Source organism: Delftia sp. WSY_22, assembly GCF_043104185.1.
GTDB classification, from domain to species: domain Bacteria; phylum Pseudomonadota; class Gammaproteobacteria; order Burkholderiales; family Burkholderiaceae_C; genus Comamonas; species Comamonas tsuruhatensis.
Window position 1 is genome coordinate 675063 of the sequence record NZ_JBICKN010000006.1, and the last position, 16848, is coordinate 691910.

The following is a 16848-nucleotide window of genomic DNA, read 5'->3' on the forward strand; positions in this document are numbered from 1 at the left end:
AGGGCTTCAGTCTTGGGGAATGGCCGATGCGAAGGCATCGATGATCTTGCGCAGAGGGGCCTGCTTGAGCTTGAGCGAGGCCTGGTTGACCACCAGGCGCGAGCTGATCTCCATGATGGGCTCGACCTCGACCAGGTCATTGGCCTTGAGCGTGTTGCCGGTGGACACCAAGTCGACGATGGCGTCGGCCATGCCGGTCAGCGGGGCCAGTTCCATGGAGCCGTAGAGCTTGACCATGTCCACGTGCACGCCCTTGGTGGCGAAGAAGTTGCGCGCGATCTCGGGATACTTGGTGGCGATGCGCAGACGGGCGCCCTGCTTGACGGCCAGCGCGTAGTCGAAGCCGTTGCGCACGGCGACGCTGACGCGGCAGCGCGCGATCTTCAGGTCCAGGGGCTGGTACAGGCCCTGGGCACCATGCTCGATCAGCGAGTCCAGGCCGGCCACGCCGAGGTCGGCGCCGCCGTACTGCACGTAGACCGGCACGTCGGAGGCGCGCACCAGCACCACGCGCACGTGGCTCTGGTTGGTCTCGAAGATCAGCTTGCGCGACTTTTCAATGTCTTCGGTGACCGAGATGCCGGCAGCGGCCAGCAGCGGCACGGTTTCGTCGTAGATGCGGCCCTTGGACAGGGCAATCGTGATGGTCATTGGGAAACTCTTTCGATGTCGGCACCCAGGCCGCGCAGCTTGTCTTCCATGCGATCGTAGCCGCGGTCCAGATGATAGATGCGATCGACCAGGGTCTCGCCCTTGGCCACGAGGCCGGCGATGACCAGGCTGGCCGAAGCGCGCAGGTCGGTGGCCATGACGGCCGCGCCCGACAGCGACTGGCTGCCGGTGATGGTGGCCACGCGTCCGTCGGTGGTGATCTGCGCGCCCAGGCGCAGCATCTCGTCGACGTGCATGAAGCGGTTCTCGAAGATGGTCTCGGTGACCATGCTGCAGCCTTCGGCCACCAGGTTCAGCGCCATGAACTGCGCCTGCATGTCGGTGGGAAAACCCGGGTACTCGGTGGTGCGGAAACTCTGGGCCTTGAGCTTGCCGGCAGCGCGCACGCGGATGCCGCCCTCCTCGGCGGACACTTCGGCCCCAGCGTCCTTGAGCTTGTCGATGACCGCGCCCAGGTGGTCGGCACGGCCATTGCGCAGCAGCGCCTCGCCGCCCGTGGCCGCCACGGCGCACAGGAAGGTGCCGGCCTCGATGCGGTCGGCCACCACCTGGTGCTCGCAGCCGCTCAGCCGCTCCACGCCCTGGATGACGATGCGGCTGGTGCCGTGCCCTTCGATCCTTGCGCCCATCTTGATGAGCATTTCGGCCAGGTCGCCGATCTCGGGCTCCATGGCGGCGTTTTCCAGCACCGTCTCGCCTTCGGCCAGCACGGCGGCCATCAGGAAGTTCTCGGTGCCCGTGACCGTCACCATGTCGGTGGTGATGCGGGCGCCCTGCAGGCGCTTGAGATGCCCGGGCAGGCACGCGTGCATGTAGCCGTTCTCGACAACGATCTCGGCACCCATGGCCTGCAGGCCCTTGATGTGCTGGTCCACGGGGCGCGAGCCGATGGCGCAGCCGCCGGGCAGCGACACGCGGGCCTGGCCGAATCGGGCCAGCAGCGGGCCCAGGGCCAGGACCGAGGCGCGCATGGTCTTGACCAGTTCGTAGGGTGCCTCGGGGTTGGACAGCGAGCCGGCGTGGATGCGCACGGTGCCGCTGTCATCGTGCTCGGCGCCGACACCCATGTTGCGGATGAGCTTGAGCATGGTGGCCACGTCCTGCAGGCGCGGCACATTGCGCAGGGTGACGGGCTCGGACGACAGCAGCGCGGCGCACAGCTCGGGCAGGGCGGCATTCTTGGCGCCGGAGACCGTCACCTCGCCATGCAGCGCTCGGCCACCGCGAATCAGGAGTTTGTCCATGGCTGACAGACTTGAATCTGGAAATCGGGAAAAAGGAGATGCCGCACGGGCCGTATCGACCAGTTGCGGCAGAAAGTCTGAGGCGTCGTGACCGGGCTGTGCGCTCAGGCCTGGCCGGCCTGGGCAGCCCACTCGGCGGGCGTGTAGGTCTTCATGGACAGCGCATGGACCTCGTCGGTATGCATGCGCTGGCCCAGCGTGGCGTAGACCAGGCGCTGGCGCTGCAGCAGGCGCTGGCCCTCGAATTGGGCCGAGACGATGGTGGCAAACCAGTGCCGTCCGTCGCCTTCCAGCGCAATGTGTTCGCAAGGCAGGCCGGTGGCGATCAGTTCCTTGAGTTGGTCTGCAGTCATGGGGAAGCTTTCCTGCCATGCATCGCGGCATGGCCTTGGTTGGCGGCGGCGCCGGGCGCCGGCCGCCTGTTCATGGGTGGGTTCGAAAATGCCGGCACAGCGCCCGCCGCAGCCTGAGGAAAAACCTCAGCCGCGGATCTTGTAGCCGATGCGCAGCAGATGCACGGCCAGGGCACTCACTGCCAGCCAGGCCGAGCCGACGATGGCCAGGCTGACCCAGGGCGATACGTCGCTCTGGCCGAAGAAGCCGTAGCGGAAACCGTCGATCATGTAGAAAAACGGGTTCAGATGGCTGACTTTTTGCCAAAAAGGCGGCAGGGACTGGATCGAATAGAACACGCCCGACAGGAACGTCATGGGCATGATCAGGAAGTTCTGAAAGGCCGCCATCTGGTCGAACTTGTCGGCCCACAGGCCGGCGATCACGCCCAGCGTGCCCAGCAGCGCCGCGCCCAGCAGGCCGAAGACCAGAATCCACAGCGGCGCCGTGAATTCGGGAATGGCGAAGTACAGCGTGACGACGAACACGCCCGCGCCCACCAGCAGCCCGCGCAGCACCGACGCTCCCACATAGGCCCCGAACCAGGCCCAGTGCGACAGCGGCGTGAGCAGCACGAAGACCATGGAGCCCATGATCTTGCTCTGTACCAGGCTGGAGGAGCTGTTGGCGAAGGCGTTCTGCAGCACGCTCATCATCACCAGGCCAGGGATCAGGAAGGCCGTGTAGCTGATGCGGTCGTACACCAGCACCCGGCCTTCGAGCACATGGCCGAAGATCAGCAGATAGAGCACGGCCGTGAGCACGGGTGCGGCCACGGTCTGGAAGCTGACCTTCCAGAAACGCAGCACTTCCTTCTTGAGCAGGGTCTGCCAGCCGTTCATGCCGAAGCTCCCTGCGAAGTCTGTCCCTGCTCATTCATCACATGGATGAAGACATCCTCCAGATCGGCACGGCGGATTTCCACGTCCTCGGGCACGACGGAGCCCTCGCGCAGCGCGGCGAGCAGGCGCTCCACATCGCTGGCGTCGTTGGCGGGTATCTGCACGATGCGGCCGGTCACCCGGGCACGCGCGGCCAGGGCCGGCGGCAAGGCGGTATCGGTCTTGAACTGCAGCACGTTGGAGGAGGCGGACTTGAGCAGATCCGACATGGTCGAGAGCTTGACGATGTTGCCCTGCTTGAGCATGGCCACGCGGCTGCACAGCGCCTCGGCCTCTTCCAGGTAGTGGGTGGTGAGCAGCACGGTATGGCCTTCGCGGTTCAGGCGCGCGATGAAGTGCCACAGCGTCTGGCGCAGCTCCACGTCCACGCCGGCCGTGGGCTCGTCGAGCACGATGATGGGCGGCTTGTGCACCAGCGCCTGGGCCACCAGCACGCGGCGCTTCATGCCGCCGGACAGCTGGCGCATGTTGGAATTGGCCTTGTCGGTCAGCCCCAGGCTGTGCAGCAGTTCGTCGATCCAGTCGTCATTGTTCCTGACGCCGAAATAGCCGGACTGAAAGCGCAGCGCCTCGCGCACATTGAAGAAGGGATCGAAGACCAGCTCCTGCGGCACGATGCCCAGCTTGCGCCGGGCAGCCGAGTAGTCGGCATGCACGTCGCTGCCCTGGACCAGCACGCGGCCGCTGGTGGCGCGCGACAGGCCGGCCAGGATGCTGATCATCGTGGTCTTGCCAGCGCCATTGGGACCGAGCAGGCCGAAGAACTCGCCCTCCTCGATGTCCAGACTCACGTGGTTGAGCGCCTGGAAGGCCCCCTTGGGGGTCTGGTAGGTCTTGGAGATGGATTGGAATGAGACGGCAGACATGCGAGGCGCGATTCTAGGCCCTTGCAGCCAAACCTGCCTTGCAGGGCTCTTTGCAGCGGCGCGCTGCGCCGGCTCAGGAGGGGGAGGATGCGGCCGTGTCGGCCAGCAGCCCGTCGACGCCATACAGCGCTGCCATGGACTGCAGGCCCTGCGGCAGGCCCACGACCACCAATTGCTTGTCTGCCGCCTTCGCGGTGCGGCGGCAGGCCAGCAGCACGGCCAGTGCGGACGAGTCGAAGACCTCGACACCGCTGGCATCGACACGCACCTGGGCGCCATCGAAGGCCTGCACCTGGGGCCGCAGCTGCACGAGACAGCTGCGCGCCTGGCGGTAGGTCAGTTCACGGGGGAGCTGCAGCATGGCGCGTGCGTCCGCGGCTGTCAGCCCTTGGAGGGCGGCGTGGCCGGCATCTTGCTGCGCGTGGCCAGGGTCTCGATCAGGCCGTCGATGCCGCGGGCATTGATTTCCTGGCTGAACTGGTTGCGGTAGGTTTCCACCAGCCACACGCCCAGCACGTTCAGGTTGTAGATCTTCCAGCCGTCGCCGGACTTCTCGAGCCGGTAGTCCAGCTGCACGGGCTCGCCGCGGCCCAGCACTTCGGTGCGCACCAGCACATCGGTGTCGCCGGCTGCCGCGCGCAGGGGCTTGACGTTGATGGTCTGGTTGCTGACCTGCGTCAGCGCGCCCGAATAGGTGCGGATCAGCAGGGCCTTGAACTCGGTCTCCAGCTTCTCGCGCTGCGCAGGCGTGGCCTGGCGCCAGGCCGGCCCCACCGAGGCGGAGGTCATGCGGCGGAAATTCACATACGGCATGACCTTGTCATTGACCAGCGCATTGACCTTGGAGACATCGCCCTCGCGCAGCGAGGGGTCCTTCTTGATGGTTTCCAGCACGTCGGTGGAGACACGCTTGATCAGCGCATCGGGGGTCTCGCCGGCTGCGCGGGCCGGCAGTGCCGCGCCAAGGGTTCCCATGGCCAGCATGGCTGCAGCGGCAGCGCTCCAGGCACGTCGATTGATCATCACTCTTCCTTTCCCAGCAGGGCCTCATGCCCCGGACCGGGTTGATATTGCACATTTTTCCGGCCGCGCCATGTCAGGCAGCGGCCGTTTTTCATCTCGGGATGTTACGAACTGCTTACTTCGCGCCGTCTTCGGGTGGCAGCTTGCCGGCATCGTCGTCGTAATCCTCGATGCGACCGTCATCACCCGACTTGCCACGCCGCAGGTTCAGGTAGACATCGCGCGTCAGGCTGTAGCGGTCGAGCGCGACGGAGTCCAGCGTGTCGGAGGCATTGAGCAGGCGGGCACGTGTATCCACCAGTCGCAGCACATACAGGCTGTTGCGAACCGGGATGTCGTTGATCGCCGACATGGGGTTGCCCCAGGCATCCACCGGAAGAGCCGCAGTGTCACGCACCGTGGACGGGCCCAGCAGCGGCAGCACCAGGTACGGCCCGGTGGGCACGCCCCAGCGACCCAGGGTCTGGCCGAAGTCCTGCTTTTGGCGCTCGATGCCGGCCTCGCTGGCGATGTCGAGCAAGCCGCCCAGGCCGAAGACCGTATTCACCGAGAACCGCACGACGGAGTTGTAGGCGCCTTCGGCCTGGCCCTGCAGCGCGTTGTTCACGAAGGACCAGACATCGCTGAGGTTGGAGAAGAAATTGCTCACGCCATCGCGGGCCAGACGCGGAGTGACGTCGCGGTAGACCGTGGCCACCGGCTTCAGGACGGCACGGTCCAGGCCGTCGTTGAACGAGTAGACGCTGCGGTTGAACGGCTCGAACGGGTCCTGGGGATTGCGGGCCTCGCCCGGCGCGGTGGCGCAGCCGGCGAGCAGCGAAGCGGCGGCCAATGTGCCCAGCATGGCTGCGCGCTGCCAGGATGCTGCCTGGACTGCAGGGCGACCCGCGGTCGCCTGTTCATGGTTGGTTGTCATTCTTTGCCTCCTGCACCGGAGCTGCCACCCTGCTCGGCCTTGCCGTAGAGGAACTGTCCGATCAGATTTTCCAGCACAACGGCCGACTGGGTTGCGACGACGCGGTCGCCATCCTTGAGGTTGTGGTCATCTGCGCCGGCTTCGATGCCGATGTACTGGTCGCCGAGCAGGCCGCTGGTCAGGATCTTCAGGGAACTGTCCTTGGGAAACGCGTAGCGGTTTTCCATGGCCATGGTCACGCTGGCCTGAAAGACCTGATCGTCGAAGGTGATGGATTCCACGCGGCCCACGACGACGCCCGCGCTGCGCACGGCCGCCTTGGGCTTGAGTCCGCCGATGTTGTCGAAGCGCGCGGTCAGCGTGTAGGTTTTCTGGAAGCTCAGGCTCAGCAGGTTGGCCGACTGCAGCGCCAGGAACACCAGCGCCGCAGCGCCGATCAGCACGAACAGTCCGACCCAGACATCACTCTTGGATTGCTGCATGGTTTGTTTTTCCTTGTTTTGCGGGGGTGGCTTCGGTGCCGGGTCAAAGGCTGAACATCGTGGCCGTGAGCAGGAAGTCCAGCCCCAGCACGGCCAGCGAGGCCATCACCACCGTGCGCGTGGTCGCGCGGGACACGCCTTCGGGCGTGGGCTTGGCTGCATAGCCCTGCAGCAGCGCGATGAAGGTCACCGCCACGCCGAACACCAGGCTCTTGAGAACGCCGTTGCCCAGGTCATACCACCAGTCCACGCCGTTTTGCATCTGGCCCCAGAAGGCACCGCCATCGACGCCGATCATGACCACGCCCACCAGCCAGCCGCCGATCACGCCGACGGCGCTGAAGACAGCGGCCAGCAGCGGCATGGCGATCAGGCCGGCCACGAAGCGCGGCGCCAGGATGCGGCGCACGGGGTCCACAGCCATCATTTCCATGGCCGACAACTGCTCGCCGGCCTTCATGAGGCCGATCTCGGCCGTCAGCGCCGTGCCGGCACGGCCGGCAAACAGCAGCGCCGTGACGACGGGGCCGAGCTCGCGCACCAGGGACAGCGCCACCAGCAGGCCCAGCGCCTCGGCCGAGCCGTAGCGCTGCAGGGTGTAGTAGCCCTGCAGGCCCAGCACGAAACCGACGAACAGGCCGGACACGCCGATGATGGCCAGCGAATAGTTGCCCAGGAAATGGATCTGGTCGCCAATCAGCCGCGGCCTGCCCAGCGCCGGCCCCATCAGCGCGAGCAGGCGGCCGAACAGGCGGGTGCCCATGCCCAGCTGGGTCAACTGGTGGCGCACGGCCGCGCCTATGCGAGCGGGATGCAGCCGGTTCATGCGCGCCTCCGGCCGCTGGCCTTGACCGGGCTTTCAGGCGTGCCGAAATCCTCTTCGGCACTCACGCCGGGGTAATGGAAGGGTACGGGGCCGGTGGCGCGTGCGTGGATGAACTGCTGCACCAGCGGATCGGGATTGGCCTTGACTTCCTCGGGCGAGCCCTGGGCGGCGACACCGCCGTTGCCCAGGATGACGACATGGTCGGCCACATGGAAGGTTTCCTCCACGTCATGGGACACCAGGATGGAGGTCAGGCCCATGGCGTCGTTGAGTTCTCGGATCAGTTGGGCAGCGGTGCCCAGGGAAATGGGGTCCAGCCCGGCGAAGGGCTCGTCGTACATGACCAGTTCGGGGTCCAGTGCAATGGCCCGCGCCAGCGCCACGCGGCGGGCCATGCCGCCCGATATCTCGCTGGGCATGAGGTCGCGCGCACCGCGCAGACCCACGGCATGCAGCTTCATGAGCACGATGTCGCGCACCAGTTCGTCGGGAAGGTCGGTGTGCTCGCGCAGCGGGAAGGCCACGTTGTCGAACACGCTCATGTCGGTGAACAGGGCGCCGAACTGGAACAGCATGCCCATGCGCCGGCGCGCAGCGTACAGGCCCGCGGCGTCCATGGTGGTGACGTCCTTGCCATCGAACAGCACCTGCCCCTGCTGGGCATGCTGCTGGCCGCCGATCAGGCGCAGCACGGTGGTCTTGCCCCCGCCCGATGCGCCCATCAGGGCCGTGACTTTGCCGCGCGGCACCTGCAGCGACAGGTCGCGCAGGATCACACGCTCGCCATAGCCGAAGGTGACGTTGCGCAACTCCACGAAAGAGGCGGTTGGGATCATGCTGTGGTGCGGTCGATAAATGTTCGCAGGCAAGCCCGCTATTGTGCAGACAGGTGCCGCTGCTTGCTCACCACCGCCCGAGATAAACATACATCCGTGTATGTTTCTCAAAAAGTCATGGCAGAAACCGCCATAAAAAAAAGAGCATGCTTTGCTTGCTACACAAGCGTTGCACGCTCTCTGGACCTGGGGAAAATCCGGACTGGACAGATGTTTTTTTACAACATGTTCTGCAGGAATGCCTGGGTCCGCGTGTGCTGCGGCGCCGCAAAGAATGCTTCCGCAGGGCCTTGCTCGACGATCTCCCCCTTGTCCATGAAGATCACGCGATTGGCCACTTCACGGGCAAAGCCCATCTCGTGGGTCACGACCAGCATGGTCATGTGCTCCTGCGCCAGCTCGCGCATGGTGCGCAGCACCTCGCCGGTCAGCTCGGGGTCCAGCGCGGAGGTGGGCTCGTCGAACAGCAGGATGTCGGGCTCCATGGCCAGGGCCCGGGCAATGGCCACGCGCTGCTTTTGCCCGCCCGACAGACGGTTGGGATAGGCATCGCGCTTTTCCAGCAGGCCCACCTTGTGCAGCAGCGCCTCGGCCTTGGGCACGATCTGCTCGCGCCTGAGGCCCTTGACGATGATGGGCGCCTCGATGACGTTCTCCAGCACCGTGAGGTGCGGGAACAGGTTGAAGGACTGGAACACCATGCCCATCTTGCGGCCGATCTGGCGGATCTGCGCCTCGGGCACGTAGTGGGCGCGGCCGTCGGCGCCACTGTCCACCAGCACTTCGCCTTCAACGGCGACACGGCCGCTGTCAATGGTCTCCAGGTGGTTGAGGCAGCGCAAAAAGGTGCTCTTGCCCGATCCCGAGGGACCGATGATGGCCACCACCTCGCCACGCGCCAGCTCCAGCGAAACGCCGCGCAGCACCGGCACGCCGCCAAAGCCCTTGCAGATGTTCTGCGCCGAGATCATGGTCTCGGGCGCGTTATCACGCGTCGTATTTGGCATGGCGTTTTTCTAGGTATTGGAAGATCCAGGTCAACACGAGAGTCATGACCAGATAGAAGCCTGCGGCCACCACGAAGGGCGTGATGGTGAAATCGCGCTGCACGATGCCGCGCGCCGCGCGCAGCAGATCGTTCAGGGCCAGCACGTAGATGAGCGAGGTGTCCTTGACCAGGGTGATGGTCTCGTTGCTCACAGGCGGGATGATGCGCGCCCACATCTGCGGCAGGATGATGCGGCGCATGGTCTGGCCGTAGCTCATGCCCAGCACCTTGGCGCCCTCGTACTGGCCGCGGTCCACGGACTGGATGCCCGCGCGGAAGATTTCGGCGAAGTAGGCGGCGTAGTTCAGCGCGAAGGCGACCACGGCGGCCGGGAAATCGGGCAGGCGCACGCCGATCACGGGCACGAAGGGCAGCGCGAAGTAGATGAACAGCATCTGCAGCATCAGCGGCGTGCCGCGCATCAGCCAGATGTAGCCGCCGACCAGCCGGCTCAGGGCGGGAAAGCGGGAGATGCGCATCAGCGCCAGCGACAGTCCCAGGGGAATGGACAGCGCCAGGGTGATGACGAAGAGCTTGAGGGTGACCAGGGCGCCGGCGGACAGCGGCCCCATGAGCGAGATTACATATTCCATCGAATGGCCTCAGTGCGGTGCGCGGCCCCGCCGGCATCGGCAGGATCCGGGCAGCCACGGGCGCGTGCGTCCCAGAACGCAAAAGACCGGCAATGCCAGGCTGGCCTTGCCGGTCGCATGGTGTGCCGGATTTACTTGATGATGTCCTTGCCGAACCACTTGGAGGCGATTTCGGCGGCCTTGCCGTCCTTCTTCATCTCGGCCAGCGCGGCTTCGAGCTTGCCCAGAACTTCAGTGTCTTCCTTGCGCAGGCCCACGCCGTAGTCCTCGGTGCCGAAGTTGTCCTCGAGCACCAGGTACTCGCCAGCCTTCTTGGCCACGTGGAAGCGCCCCACGACCTCGTCGACCACGACGGCGTCCAGGCGGCCGGCCGACAGGTCCATCAGCGCGGTGATGTTGTCGCCGAAGGTCTTCAGGTCCTTGAAGCTGGCGGCCACGGCGGCGTCCTTCTTGATGGCGTCCACGGCCGAGCTGCCATCCTGCGCGCCCACGACCTTGCCGGCCAGGCCAGCCTTGTCCTTGATGTCGGAGTCGGCGCGCACGATGATGATCTGGTGGTTCTCCATGTAGGGCGCGGTGAAGGCGATGTTCTTCTTGCGCTCTTCGGTGATGGTCAGGCCGTTCCACAGCGCGTCGACGCGCTTGCCGACCAGCTCGGCCTCCTTGGCGCTCCAGTCGATGGGCTTGAAGTCCACCTCCACGTTCATGCGCTTGGCGGCTTCACGCGCCATGTCGATGTCGAAGCCGACGATCTCGTTCTTGTCGTCACGAAAGCCCATGGGCGGGAAGTTGTCGTCCAGGCCGATCACCAACTTGGTCATGGCTGCCGGCACGGGGGCGGCAACCGGCGCGGCGGCGGTCGATGCGGACTCGTTCTTGCCGCAGGCTGCCAGCAGTGCAGACAGGGCCACCATGGCCAAGAGGGTGCGTTTTTTCATGGCTTAAAGCTTTGGAGTGGAAAAAGCGAAAGGCGGCGGCCGCTGCACGCAAGGTGCGCAATCGTTGTAATGAATGGTTCCTTGGCGGAACCTTTGTCTCGGTTGGGTGCCGGCGCCGAATCCCGTATTGTCGCGCAGACCGGCGCCCCCCGCCAACACGCTGGATCAAGACCGTGCAAATCGGCAAAGGGCGAGAGATGCCTGCCGGTCACTGCAGCATGAAGGTCTTGTACTCGAGCCGGTTGAGTTCGCGCGAGAGCATGAACAGGCCCACGCACAGCGTCACCAGCATGGCCAGGCAAAAGCCGTAGCCATAGAACGCGGCGCCCAGCGCCAGCGAAATGCCCGTGAAGGCGATGTTCAGCACCACCAGCAGCAGGCACAGCATGAAGACGATGCGCCGCTCGTCCAGATAGAAGAACACGTTGAGCACGGCCATCACGCCCACCTGCAGCCCGGCGCCGACCACCTGCACATGCAGCAGCGGCAGGTACAGCTGGGAGATGCCCAGCAACTGCAGGATGGCCGGTCCGGCCACCAGGGTGACGAGAACGGCCAGCGTCTGCACCTTGGCGATCTCGCCCAGGCCCGCCTGGATGGCGTAGACCATTTCGTTGCGCATGGACTCGATGTACTCGAGCGATCCACCGCCGCGCACGGCATCGAAGAACTTGTCGTAGTACTCGACGAAGTCGGTCTCGATGCGCACCAGAAAGACCGCCATGCCCGGAATGATGGACAGGTACGACAGGAACACCGGCAGGTCGTAGATCAGCGAGGCCCTGAGCCCGCCGATGATCTGCTGCGAGGTCGGCGGGTAGTACCAGAACATGAACTTGTCGATCCAGATGCCCAGGTTGTAGAGCACGCCGATGGCGATCAGCGCCGGAAAGATCAGCGAGCGCTGCGTGAAGTCAAAGGCGATCCAGCGCTTTTGCAGCGGAAAGCTGCGCAGCACGATCAGCCACATGCCGGCCAGCAGCAGCACGTGGCCGATCACGAAGCTGGCCAGCAGCCCTTCCAGCCCCCAGTACCGCAGCGGCAGCGCCAGCAGCACGATGAGCAGGTAGGTGGCGCCGAACAGCCCGGCAATGGCCCGGTAGTGCTTGAGGCCCGACAGCAGCACGGTCATGACCCAGACCACGCACATCAGCGTGAAGCCCGCCAGCATCAGCACGCGGTACAGCAGGCCCTGGCCCGGCAGCACCACGAAAAGCGCCAGCGTGCCCAGCGCGCTGGCAGTGGCCACCACGACCAGCAGCAGGCCATGCAGGTTGGGCAGGATGCTCTCGTCCTTCTTGAGGAACAGCTGGTCCGAGACAAAGCGCGTGAATGCCAGCTGCGCCGCCCCGGTCAGGATCAGGCTGCTGGCCACCAGGTAGGTAACCGAGGTCTGGAACTGCGTGACCAGCAGCGGCGGCGCCACCACGCTGACGCTGAACACCCCCACCAGCAGGATGCCGATGATGGAGAACACCCACGGCCCCGAGCCGATGACGCCCGCATAGGCGTAGGCCTGGAGCACGCTGGTCAGCGTGTTCTTGCGCAGCAGGTGGCGCAGTTCGAATCCAATGCCGGCCATCAGTGTTTTTCCTCGGACTGTTGCAGCGCCCTGTCATAGACCTGCCTGTAGCGCTCGAACAGCAGCCGGTCGGAGTAGTAGCGCTCCACGCGCGCAATCCCGGCCGCGCTGGCGGCCTGCCATTGCCCGGGCGATGCCAGCAGCTCCAGGCAGGCATCGGCCAGTGCCTCGGGGTTGGCAATGCCGACCACGCGCCCGCACGAGCCCAGGGCCTGGTCCTCGGGCCCCAGCCCGTCGATGAGCTGGCGGCACGAGCCCACGTCGGTGCTGACCACGGGCACGCCGGCGGCCTGTGCTTCGAGAATCACCAGGGGCAACGCCTCGCTGATGGACGACAGCACGACCACGCCCACCGTGGGCAGCAACTCCTCCACCTTCTGCATGCCCAGAAAGCGGACGTTGGCCTGCAGGCCCAGGCTGTCCACGAGGTTCTGGCATTCATCGGCATAGGCCGGGTCTTCGGCCGTGGGGCCGGCCACCCAGGCCTGGGCCTGGGGCATCCGGTTGACCACGCGGCGCATGGCGCGGATGAAGGTCTTGATGTCCTTGATGGGCACAACGCGGCCGATCAGGCACAGCACGGGCGGCGTCTCGGCCGGCCGCTGGGCGCGCAGCGGCGCAAAGCGCTCTATGCGGATGCCGTTGGGAATGCTGACCGTGCGCTCTGCCGCCGCGCCATCGGCCACCTGGCGCAGGCGGTTGTTCTCGTACAGCGCAATGATGGGATCGGCCGCGCCATAGCAAAAGCGCCCCATCCAGTCGAAAAACCGTATCCACATCTGCCGGAAGAACGACACCTCCATGGGGTCGCGCTGGAAGATGTTGCGGTTGTCGCGGATCCAGGTGCTCTGCAGCAGGTCGATCTGCCGCTCCTTGGTATAGATGCCATGCTCGGACAGCACCAGCGGCAGGCCGCGCGAATGGTGCAGCAGCCCCCCCAGAAACCCCGCATAGCCCGTGGAGACCGTATGCAGCACGCGCACCGGAATCAGCCCGTGGGCGATGCGCGCCATCAGCCACAGCGGCTGCAGCATGATGCGCACGGTCCAGAAGAAGTCCACGAACGATGGATCGGTGCAGTGGCGCCGGTAGCTGTCGCGGATCAGGTCCCAGGCGAATTCGCTGTGCAGGAAATCCTCCAGCGGCAGGCTGCCGCCGGGCTGCAGTTCCAGCGCAATCGAGCGCATGGCCGCCAGCACCTTGGCCCGGCTTTCGTCACTGCCGTCATGCGCCTCCAGCGCTTGCAGGAACTCCCGGGCCTTGGCCAGGGCTTCGGGATGGCCGCGCGAGGGCGCGGGCTGGATGTTGGAGTGCAGGGCGTCAAAAAGGAAATGCTGCTCGAAGTGCACCACGTTGGGCGGCAGCGCGTAGCGGAAATCGCCATAGTCCTCGCGCCGGCTTCCCAGGAAGACGATGGCGAAGCGGTGCTCGGGATAGGCCTGCAGGATCTGGTTGACCCAGCTGGACACGCCGCCGCTGACATAGGGAAACGTGCCCTCCAGCAGCAGCGCGATGTCCGCACTGGCAGCCGTGGGGAACTGGCTCGCACGGCTCATGAGGCACTCCAGTAGCGGATGCTGGGCTTCAGGCGCGGCAGGGCATGCTCGATGTCCAGCGATCGCATCAGCGCCTGCGCCTTGGCGAACTCGCGCCGCTCGAACAGCAGCTCGGCCTGGTAGGGCACGACGCGCGCGGGCTCCATGCCCAGCGCCAGCGAGCGCTCGTAGCAGGCCAGCGACTCCACCTGCCTGCCCTGCAGATGCAACAGCCGGCCACGGCGCAACAGCAGCAGCGCGTTGTCGGGCCGCTGGGCCAGCACCAGGTCGCAGTAGTGCAGGGATTGCTGGATGGCGTGGTCACGCACATCGCCCTGCGCCACGCCCTGGTAGACCAGCTCCGCATACAGGTCGGTGAGCGCCCGAGCCGCCTGCAGTCCGCGCGGCCCGCAGGGCGCATCGCCCTCGGACTGGCGGGCATGCTCGAACAGCTGAAGCTCCTGGTGGATGGTCTTGCTGATCTCGCGCTCCTTGGCGTCCAGCATGCTGTAGGCCAGCAGGCGCAGGTCCTCGCTGGAATCGCCCAGCGCCGTGCGCAGCATGGGCGAGGCAATGCGCCCCGGCACGCTGCCCAGCGCCACCATGGCCCGCATGCGCGAGGCGACGGGCACATTGGGATTGGCCAGGAAGGACTGCAGGCCCGCCTGGCGGCGGCTGGTGCCGGACTGCTGGTGCGGGTCGAAATCGGGCAGGGGCATCACCGGAAAGCGCTGGCCACCGCGCGGGCCGCGCTGCGTGTGCAGCGCAATGGTGGCCACGACGGCGCCCAGGATGCCGGCCACCGGCACGGCATAGGCAAACAGCCCCATCAGCGCCACCAGGGCCAGGCGCTGGCGCACCGACCTGGCCGAGGTGGCCAGGAACGGCGCCAGGCACAGCGCCAGCAGGCCGCTGGCCAATCCATGGGCCATGAGATAGCCCAGCAGGGCGGCATCCGACTGGCTGCGCAGCAGCCACAGGCTGCTCCAGGAGGCGATTTCCGCGGCCAGCGCGCCCAGGGCCAGCTTGAGGTTAAGCATGGCCCTGCCCCATCTGGTGCAGCCGCTCCAGCACGCTGATGGCCGAGCAGCGGTCCAGCAAGATGGTGCGCGGGAAGATGCCCGCATCGGCCAGCGAGGCCACGCCGCGCTGGGCCAGCCAGGCCTCGATGCGGTTCAGGTAGCCCTCGGCCGTGGCGTTGGTGCCCAGCGGCATGAAGATGGCCAGCAGCTGCCGGCCATCGCGCTCCTGCAGCCAGGAGCGGTCCAGCATGCGCTCCAGCCGCATGATCTGCTGGGCCATCTGCGCCTGGACGGCCGATGGCGACAGCTCCAGCGCCACCACCACGCTGCTCAGGCGCGCGCTGCGGTTCACATGCTCCATGCGCTGCACCTCGAAGGCGAAGTGCGGCGGGCAGTCGGGATAGGCCTGCAGCAGCGGTGCGGCCAGGCTGTTGGCGGCCACGCTGTCGGTGTAGTAGCCCAGCAGCAGGTTGATGGTCTGCAGCGCTTCTTCCTGCAGTGCGAAGAAAGGCATTTCCTCGACCAGCAGCAGGCCGTAGATCTCGCCTTCCAGGTCCAGCATGGGCGCCACGACGATGTACTGCGTCTGCTGGCCTTGCGCCATGCTTTGCGAGATATGGCACAGCACATGGCTGTCCAGCGCCTGGCGCACCAGCGGGTCATGGACATGGATGGGCCGCTCGCCGCCCAGCTGGGCAATGGGCGTGGGGTCCAGCACATCGTTGCGCACGGGCACCAGGCTGGCCACGCTGATCTGGCTGAAGCGCGCCAGCAGGTTGAGCAGGCTTTGCGCATCGCCCTCGGCGCCGCTGAGGCCGCTGAGCACGTTGATGGCGTCGCGCATGGACACGGGACGGCCTATGAGCTCCTGCTCGAGGCGGTCATGCGACAAGCGCAGCAGGTAATGCTGGCGGATCAGCTGCTCGGTGCGCTGGTCCATGTAGTTCTGCGCCGTGCGCGCACGGCGTATGCGCGCGCGCCACAGGCTGGAGATTTCGCCCACGACCATGACCAGGATCAGGCCGCCCAGGAAATACTGTTCGGGAAACAGCGACAGATCCCGCTGGTTGACGCCCAGCCATGCCAGCAGCAGCACACCGGACGCCGACAGGCCGGCAACGGGCCCGTAGCGCAGGGCCACGACCACGGGCGCCAGCCAGGCCCAGGGAAACTCCGCCTCCACCCACAGGGGATTGGCGGGGTTGGCCCACATGCCGACCAACAGGGCCAGCAACGGCAAAAGCAGCGTCTCTCCCACCACCACCCAGGGCTTGGCGCTTGTCTGCACAAGCAGGCCCAGGGGCGAACCCCTGAATTCCGCGGCAATGCCGGCTCGGCGCGGTGCATCGGGATGCGGTGCCGCCTTGGGCGTGGTGGCTTGGTCTGGCATGGAAAATCGTTCCTCGATGCGCTTATCGGGCGTTGGCCAGGCCCGTGCCCAGCAGATTGCGGATCAGCTTCTGGCCCACGGCGGCCAGGGCCTCGCGGCTCCAGCCGCTTTGCGCGCCCGCGCCGCTCCACACGGTGGCGCCGGTGCCCACGTCCACGATCTCCAGCGTCACGCCCACGGCCGGTTCGCCATCCACTCCGACCTTGTAGCGCCATTCGTCCACCGCGCCCGTCAGCGCATAGCGCACGCCTTCGCCGCGCGCCCAGGCCAGGGCGTCCTCGCGGCGCTTGGCGTCGCGGCCGTCGAACAGCGTCTCCTGCAGCGCATCGCCCGTGTAGCGCTTGACCTGGCCCACGCCGCGCGCATTGATCAGCGCCGTGGCGATGGCGGCGGCGCGGTTGCCGGCCATGGGTGTCTCGGTGTGGTTCTCGAAGGGCAGCACGGCCCAGCTGGCGTTCGTCTCCAGAGCGGGCGCCGTGCCCCGGTCGATGGTCGAGCAGGCAGACAGCAGGCCGACAAGGGCCATACCCGTGAGCACGCGAAGGCGGGAGGCAAAAGAAGTGCGGTGTGTCATGGAAAG

Annotated in this window: 19 protein-coding genes; all 19 read right to left on the minus strand. The window is 66.2% G+C overall.

Features of this window, described 5'->3' with window-relative positions; translation table 11 throughout:
• Positions 1–6 precede the first annotated feature (6 nt).
• The 19 genes from hisG to ACF8NF_RS03775 all read right to left on the minus strand — a co-directional run bounded on the left by hisG (position 7) and on the right by ACF8NF_RS03775 (position 16842).
• Positions 7–651 (minus strand): ATP phosphoribosyltransferase, encoded by a 645-nt coding sequence (hisG, locus tag ACF8NF_RS03685; RefSeq protein WP_016445583.1) that lies wholly within the window; start codon positions 649–651, stop codon positions 7–9.
• Positions 648–1916, minus strand: a complete 1269-nt coding sequence (murA, locus tag ACF8NF_RS03690; protein WP_016445582.1) for a UDP-N-acetylglucosamine 1-carboxyvinyltransferase — start codon at positions 1914–1916, stop codon at positions 648–650. Before murA ends, hisG begins: the two co-directional genes overlap by 4 nt.
• 104 nt (positions 1917–2020) lie before the next feature.
• Positions 2021–2269 (minus strand): BolA family protein, encoded by a 249-nt coding sequence (locus ACF8NF_RS03695; RefSeq protein ID WP_012207326.1) that lies wholly within the window; start codon positions 2267–2269, stop codon positions 2021–2023.
• A gap of 126 nt (positions 2270–2395) precedes the next feature.
• Positions 2396–3151, minus strand: a complete 756-nt coding sequence (locus ACF8NF_RS03700) for an ABC transporter permease (protein ID WP_016445581.1) — start codon at positions 3149–3151, stop codon at positions 2396–2398.
• Positions 3148–4077 carry an ABC transporter ATP-binding protein gene (locus ACF8NF_RS03705; protein ID WP_013800798.1) on the minus strand — a complete coding sequence of 310 codons (930 nt, stop codon included), beginning with the start codon at positions 4075–4077 and terminating at the stop codon, positions 3148–3150. The genes ACF8NF_RS03700 and ACF8NF_RS03705 overlap by 4 nt, the downstream gene beginning before the upstream one ends.
• Before the next feature lie 73 nt (positions 4078–4150).
• Positions 4151–4438, minus strand: coding sequence for a lipid asymmetry maintenance protein MlaB (locus tag ACF8NF_RS03710; RefSeq protein ID WP_016445580.1), 288 nt, complete (start codon positions 4436–4438; stop codon positions 4151–4153).
• A 20-nt stretch (positions 4439–4458) separates the two neighbouring features.
• A complete protein-coding gene (locus ACF8NF_RS03715; protein WP_016445579.1) occupies positions 4459–5100 on the minus strand; it encodes a phospholipid-binding protein MlaC in 642 nt (213 codons plus the stop codon).
• A 115-nt stretch (positions 5101–5215) separates the two neighbouring features.
• Positions 5216–6016 (minus strand): VacJ family lipoprotein, encoded by an 801-nt coding sequence (locus ACF8NF_RS03720; protein ID WP_267178054.1) that lies wholly within the window; start codon positions 6014–6016, stop codon positions 5216–5218.
• Positions 6013–6498 (minus strand): outer membrane lipid asymmetry maintenance protein MlaD, encoded by a 486-nt coding sequence (gene mlaD, locus ACF8NF_RS03725; protein WP_016445577.1) that lies wholly within the window; start codon positions 6496–6498, stop codon positions 6013–6015. The genes ACF8NF_RS03720 and mlaD overlap by 4 nt, the downstream gene beginning before the upstream one ends.
• A gap of 43 nt (positions 6499–6541) precedes the next feature.
• A complete protein-coding gene (gene mlaE, locus ACF8NF_RS03730; protein ID WP_016445576.1) occupies positions 6542–7324 on the minus strand; it encodes a lipid asymmetry maintenance ABC transporter permease subunit MlaE in 783 nt (260 codons plus the stop codon).
• Positions 7321–8160 (minus strand): ABC transporter ATP-binding protein, encoded by an 840-nt coding sequence (locus ACF8NF_RS03735; protein ID WP_154833601.1) that lies wholly within the window; start codon positions 8158–8160, stop codon positions 7321–7323. The genes mlaE and ACF8NF_RS03735 overlap by 4 nt, the downstream gene beginning before the upstream one ends.
• Before the next feature lie 218 nt (positions 8161–8378).
• A complete protein-coding gene (locus ACF8NF_RS03740; protein ID WP_275405950.1) occupies positions 8379–9167 on the minus strand; it encodes an amino acid ABC transporter ATP-binding protein in 789 nt (262 codons plus the stop codon).
• Complete coding sequence (locus ACF8NF_RS03745) at positions 9148–9801, minus strand: amino acid ABC transporter permease (protein WP_012207336.1); 654 nt, start codon at positions 9799–9801, stop codon at positions 9148–9150. The genes ACF8NF_RS03740 and ACF8NF_RS03745 overlap by 20 nt, the downstream gene beginning before the upstream one ends.
• Before the next feature lie 131 nt (positions 9802–9932).
• A complete protein-coding gene (locus ACF8NF_RS03750; RefSeq protein ID WP_016445573.1) occupies positions 9933–10739 on the minus strand; it encodes an amino acid ABC transporter substrate-binding protein in 807 nt (268 codons plus the stop codon).
• Positions 10740–10947: 208 nt separating this feature from the next.
• Positions 10948–12321, minus strand: a complete 1374-nt coding sequence (gene pelG / locus ACF8NF_RS03755; protein ID WP_016445572.1) for an exopolysaccharide Pel transporter PelG — start codon at positions 12319–12321, stop codon at positions 10948–10950.
• Positions 12321–13877: a GT4 family glycosyltransferase PelF gene (gene pelF / locus ACF8NF_RS03760; protein WP_392450055.1), complete on the minus strand. Its 1557-nt coding sequence runs from the start codon at positions 13875–13877 to the stop codon at positions 12321–12323. Before pelF ends, pelG begins: the two co-directional genes overlap by 1 nt.
• Positions 13874–14896, minus strand: coding sequence for a hypothetical protein (locus tag ACF8NF_RS03765; protein WP_016445570.1), 1023 nt, complete (start codon positions 14894–14896; stop codon positions 13874–13876). The genes pelF and ACF8NF_RS03765 overlap by 4 nt, the downstream gene beginning before the upstream one ends.
• Positions 14889–16268 (minus strand): PelD GGDEF domain-containing protein, encoded by a 1380-nt coding sequence (locus ACF8NF_RS03770; RefSeq protein ID WP_016445569.1) that lies wholly within the window; start codon positions 16266–16268, stop codon positions 14889–14891. Before ACF8NF_RS03770 ends, ACF8NF_RS03765 begins: the two co-directional genes overlap by 8 nt.
• Positions 16269–16290: 22 nt before the next feature.
• Complete coding sequence (locus ACF8NF_RS03775; RefSeq protein ID WP_016445568.1) at positions 16291–16842, minus strand: hypothetical protein; 552 nt, start codon at positions 16840–16842, stop codon at positions 16291–16293.
• Positions 16843–16848: the final 6 nt, after the last annotated feature.

Excerpts from the sequence above, each read along its gene's own strand:
- hisG (WP_016445583.1), bottom strand. The coding sequence starts at position 651 with ATGACCATCACGATTGCCCTGTCCAAGGGCCGCATCTACGACGAAACC.
- murA (WP_016445582.1), bottom strand. The coding sequence starts at position 1,916 with ATGGACAAACTCCTGATTCGCGGTGGCCGAGCGCTGCATGGCGAGGTG.
- ACF8NF_RS03695 (WP_012207326.1), bottom strand. The coding sequence starts at position 2,269 with ATGACTGCAGACCAACTCAAGGAACTGATCGCCACCGGCCTGCCTTGC.
- ACF8NF_RS03700 (WP_016445581.1), bottom strand. The coding sequence starts at position 3,151 with ATGAACGGCTGGCAGACCCTGCTCAAGAAGGAAGTGCTGCGTTTCTGG.
- ACF8NF_RS03705 (WP_013800798.1), bottom strand. The coding sequence starts at position 4,077 with ATGTCTGCCGTCTCATTCCAATCCATCTCCAAGACCTACCAGACCCCC.
- ACF8NF_RS03710 (WP_016445580.1), bottom strand. The coding sequence starts at position 4,438 with ATGCTGCAGCTCCCCCGTGAACTGACCTACCGCCAGGCGCGCAGCTGT.
- ACF8NF_RS03715 (WP_016445579.1), bottom strand. The coding sequence starts at position 5,100 with ATGATCAATCGACGTGCCTGGAGCGCTGCCGCTGCAGCCATGCTGGCC.
- ACF8NF_RS03720 (WP_267178054.1), bottom strand. The coding sequence starts at position 6,016 with ATGACAACCAACCATGAACAGGCGACCGCGGGTCGCCCTGCAGTCCAG.
- mlaD (WP_016445577.1), bottom strand. The coding sequence starts at position 6,498 with ATGCAGCAATCCAAGAGTGATGTCTGGGTCGGACTGTTCGTGCTGATC.
- mlaE (WP_016445576.1), bottom strand. The coding sequence starts at position 7,324 with ATGAACCGGCTGCATCCCGCTCGCATAGGCGCGGCCGTGCGCCACCAG.
- ACF8NF_RS03735 (WP_154833601.1), bottom strand. The coding sequence starts at position 8,160 with ATGATCCCAACCGCCTCTTTCGTGGAGTTGCGCAACGTCACCTTCGGC.
- ACF8NF_RS03740 (WP_275405950.1), bottom strand. The coding sequence starts at position 9,167 with ATGCCAAATACGACGCGTGATAACGCGCCCGAGACCATGATCTCGGCG.
- ACF8NF_RS03745 (WP_012207336.1), bottom strand. The coding sequence starts at position 9,801 with ATGGAATATGTAATCTCGCTCATGGGGCCGCTGTCCGCCGGCGCCCTG.
- ACF8NF_RS03750 (WP_016445573.1), bottom strand. The coding sequence starts at position 10,739 with ATGAAAAAACGCACCCTCTTGGCCATGGTGGCCCTGTCTGCACTGCTG.
- pelG (WP_016445572.1), bottom strand. The coding sequence starts at position 12,321 with ATGGCCGGCATTGGATTCGAACTGCGCCACCTGCTGCGCAAGAACACG.
- pelF (WP_392450055.1), bottom strand. The coding sequence starts at position 13,877 with ATGAGCCGTGCGAGCCAGTTCCCCACGGCTGCCAGTGCGGACATCGCG.
- ACF8NF_RS03765 (WP_016445570.1), bottom strand. The coding sequence starts at position 14,896 with ATGCTTAACCTCAAGCTGGCCCTGGGCGCGCTGGCCGCGGAAATCGCC.
- ACF8NF_RS03770 (WP_016445569.1), bottom strand. The coding sequence starts at position 16,268 with ATGCCAGACCAAGCCACCACGCCCAAGGCGGCACCGCATCCCGATGCA.
- ACF8NF_RS03775 (WP_016445568.1), bottom strand. The coding sequence starts at position 16,842 with ATGACACACCGCACTTCTTTTGCCTCCCGCCTTCGCGTGCTCACGGGT.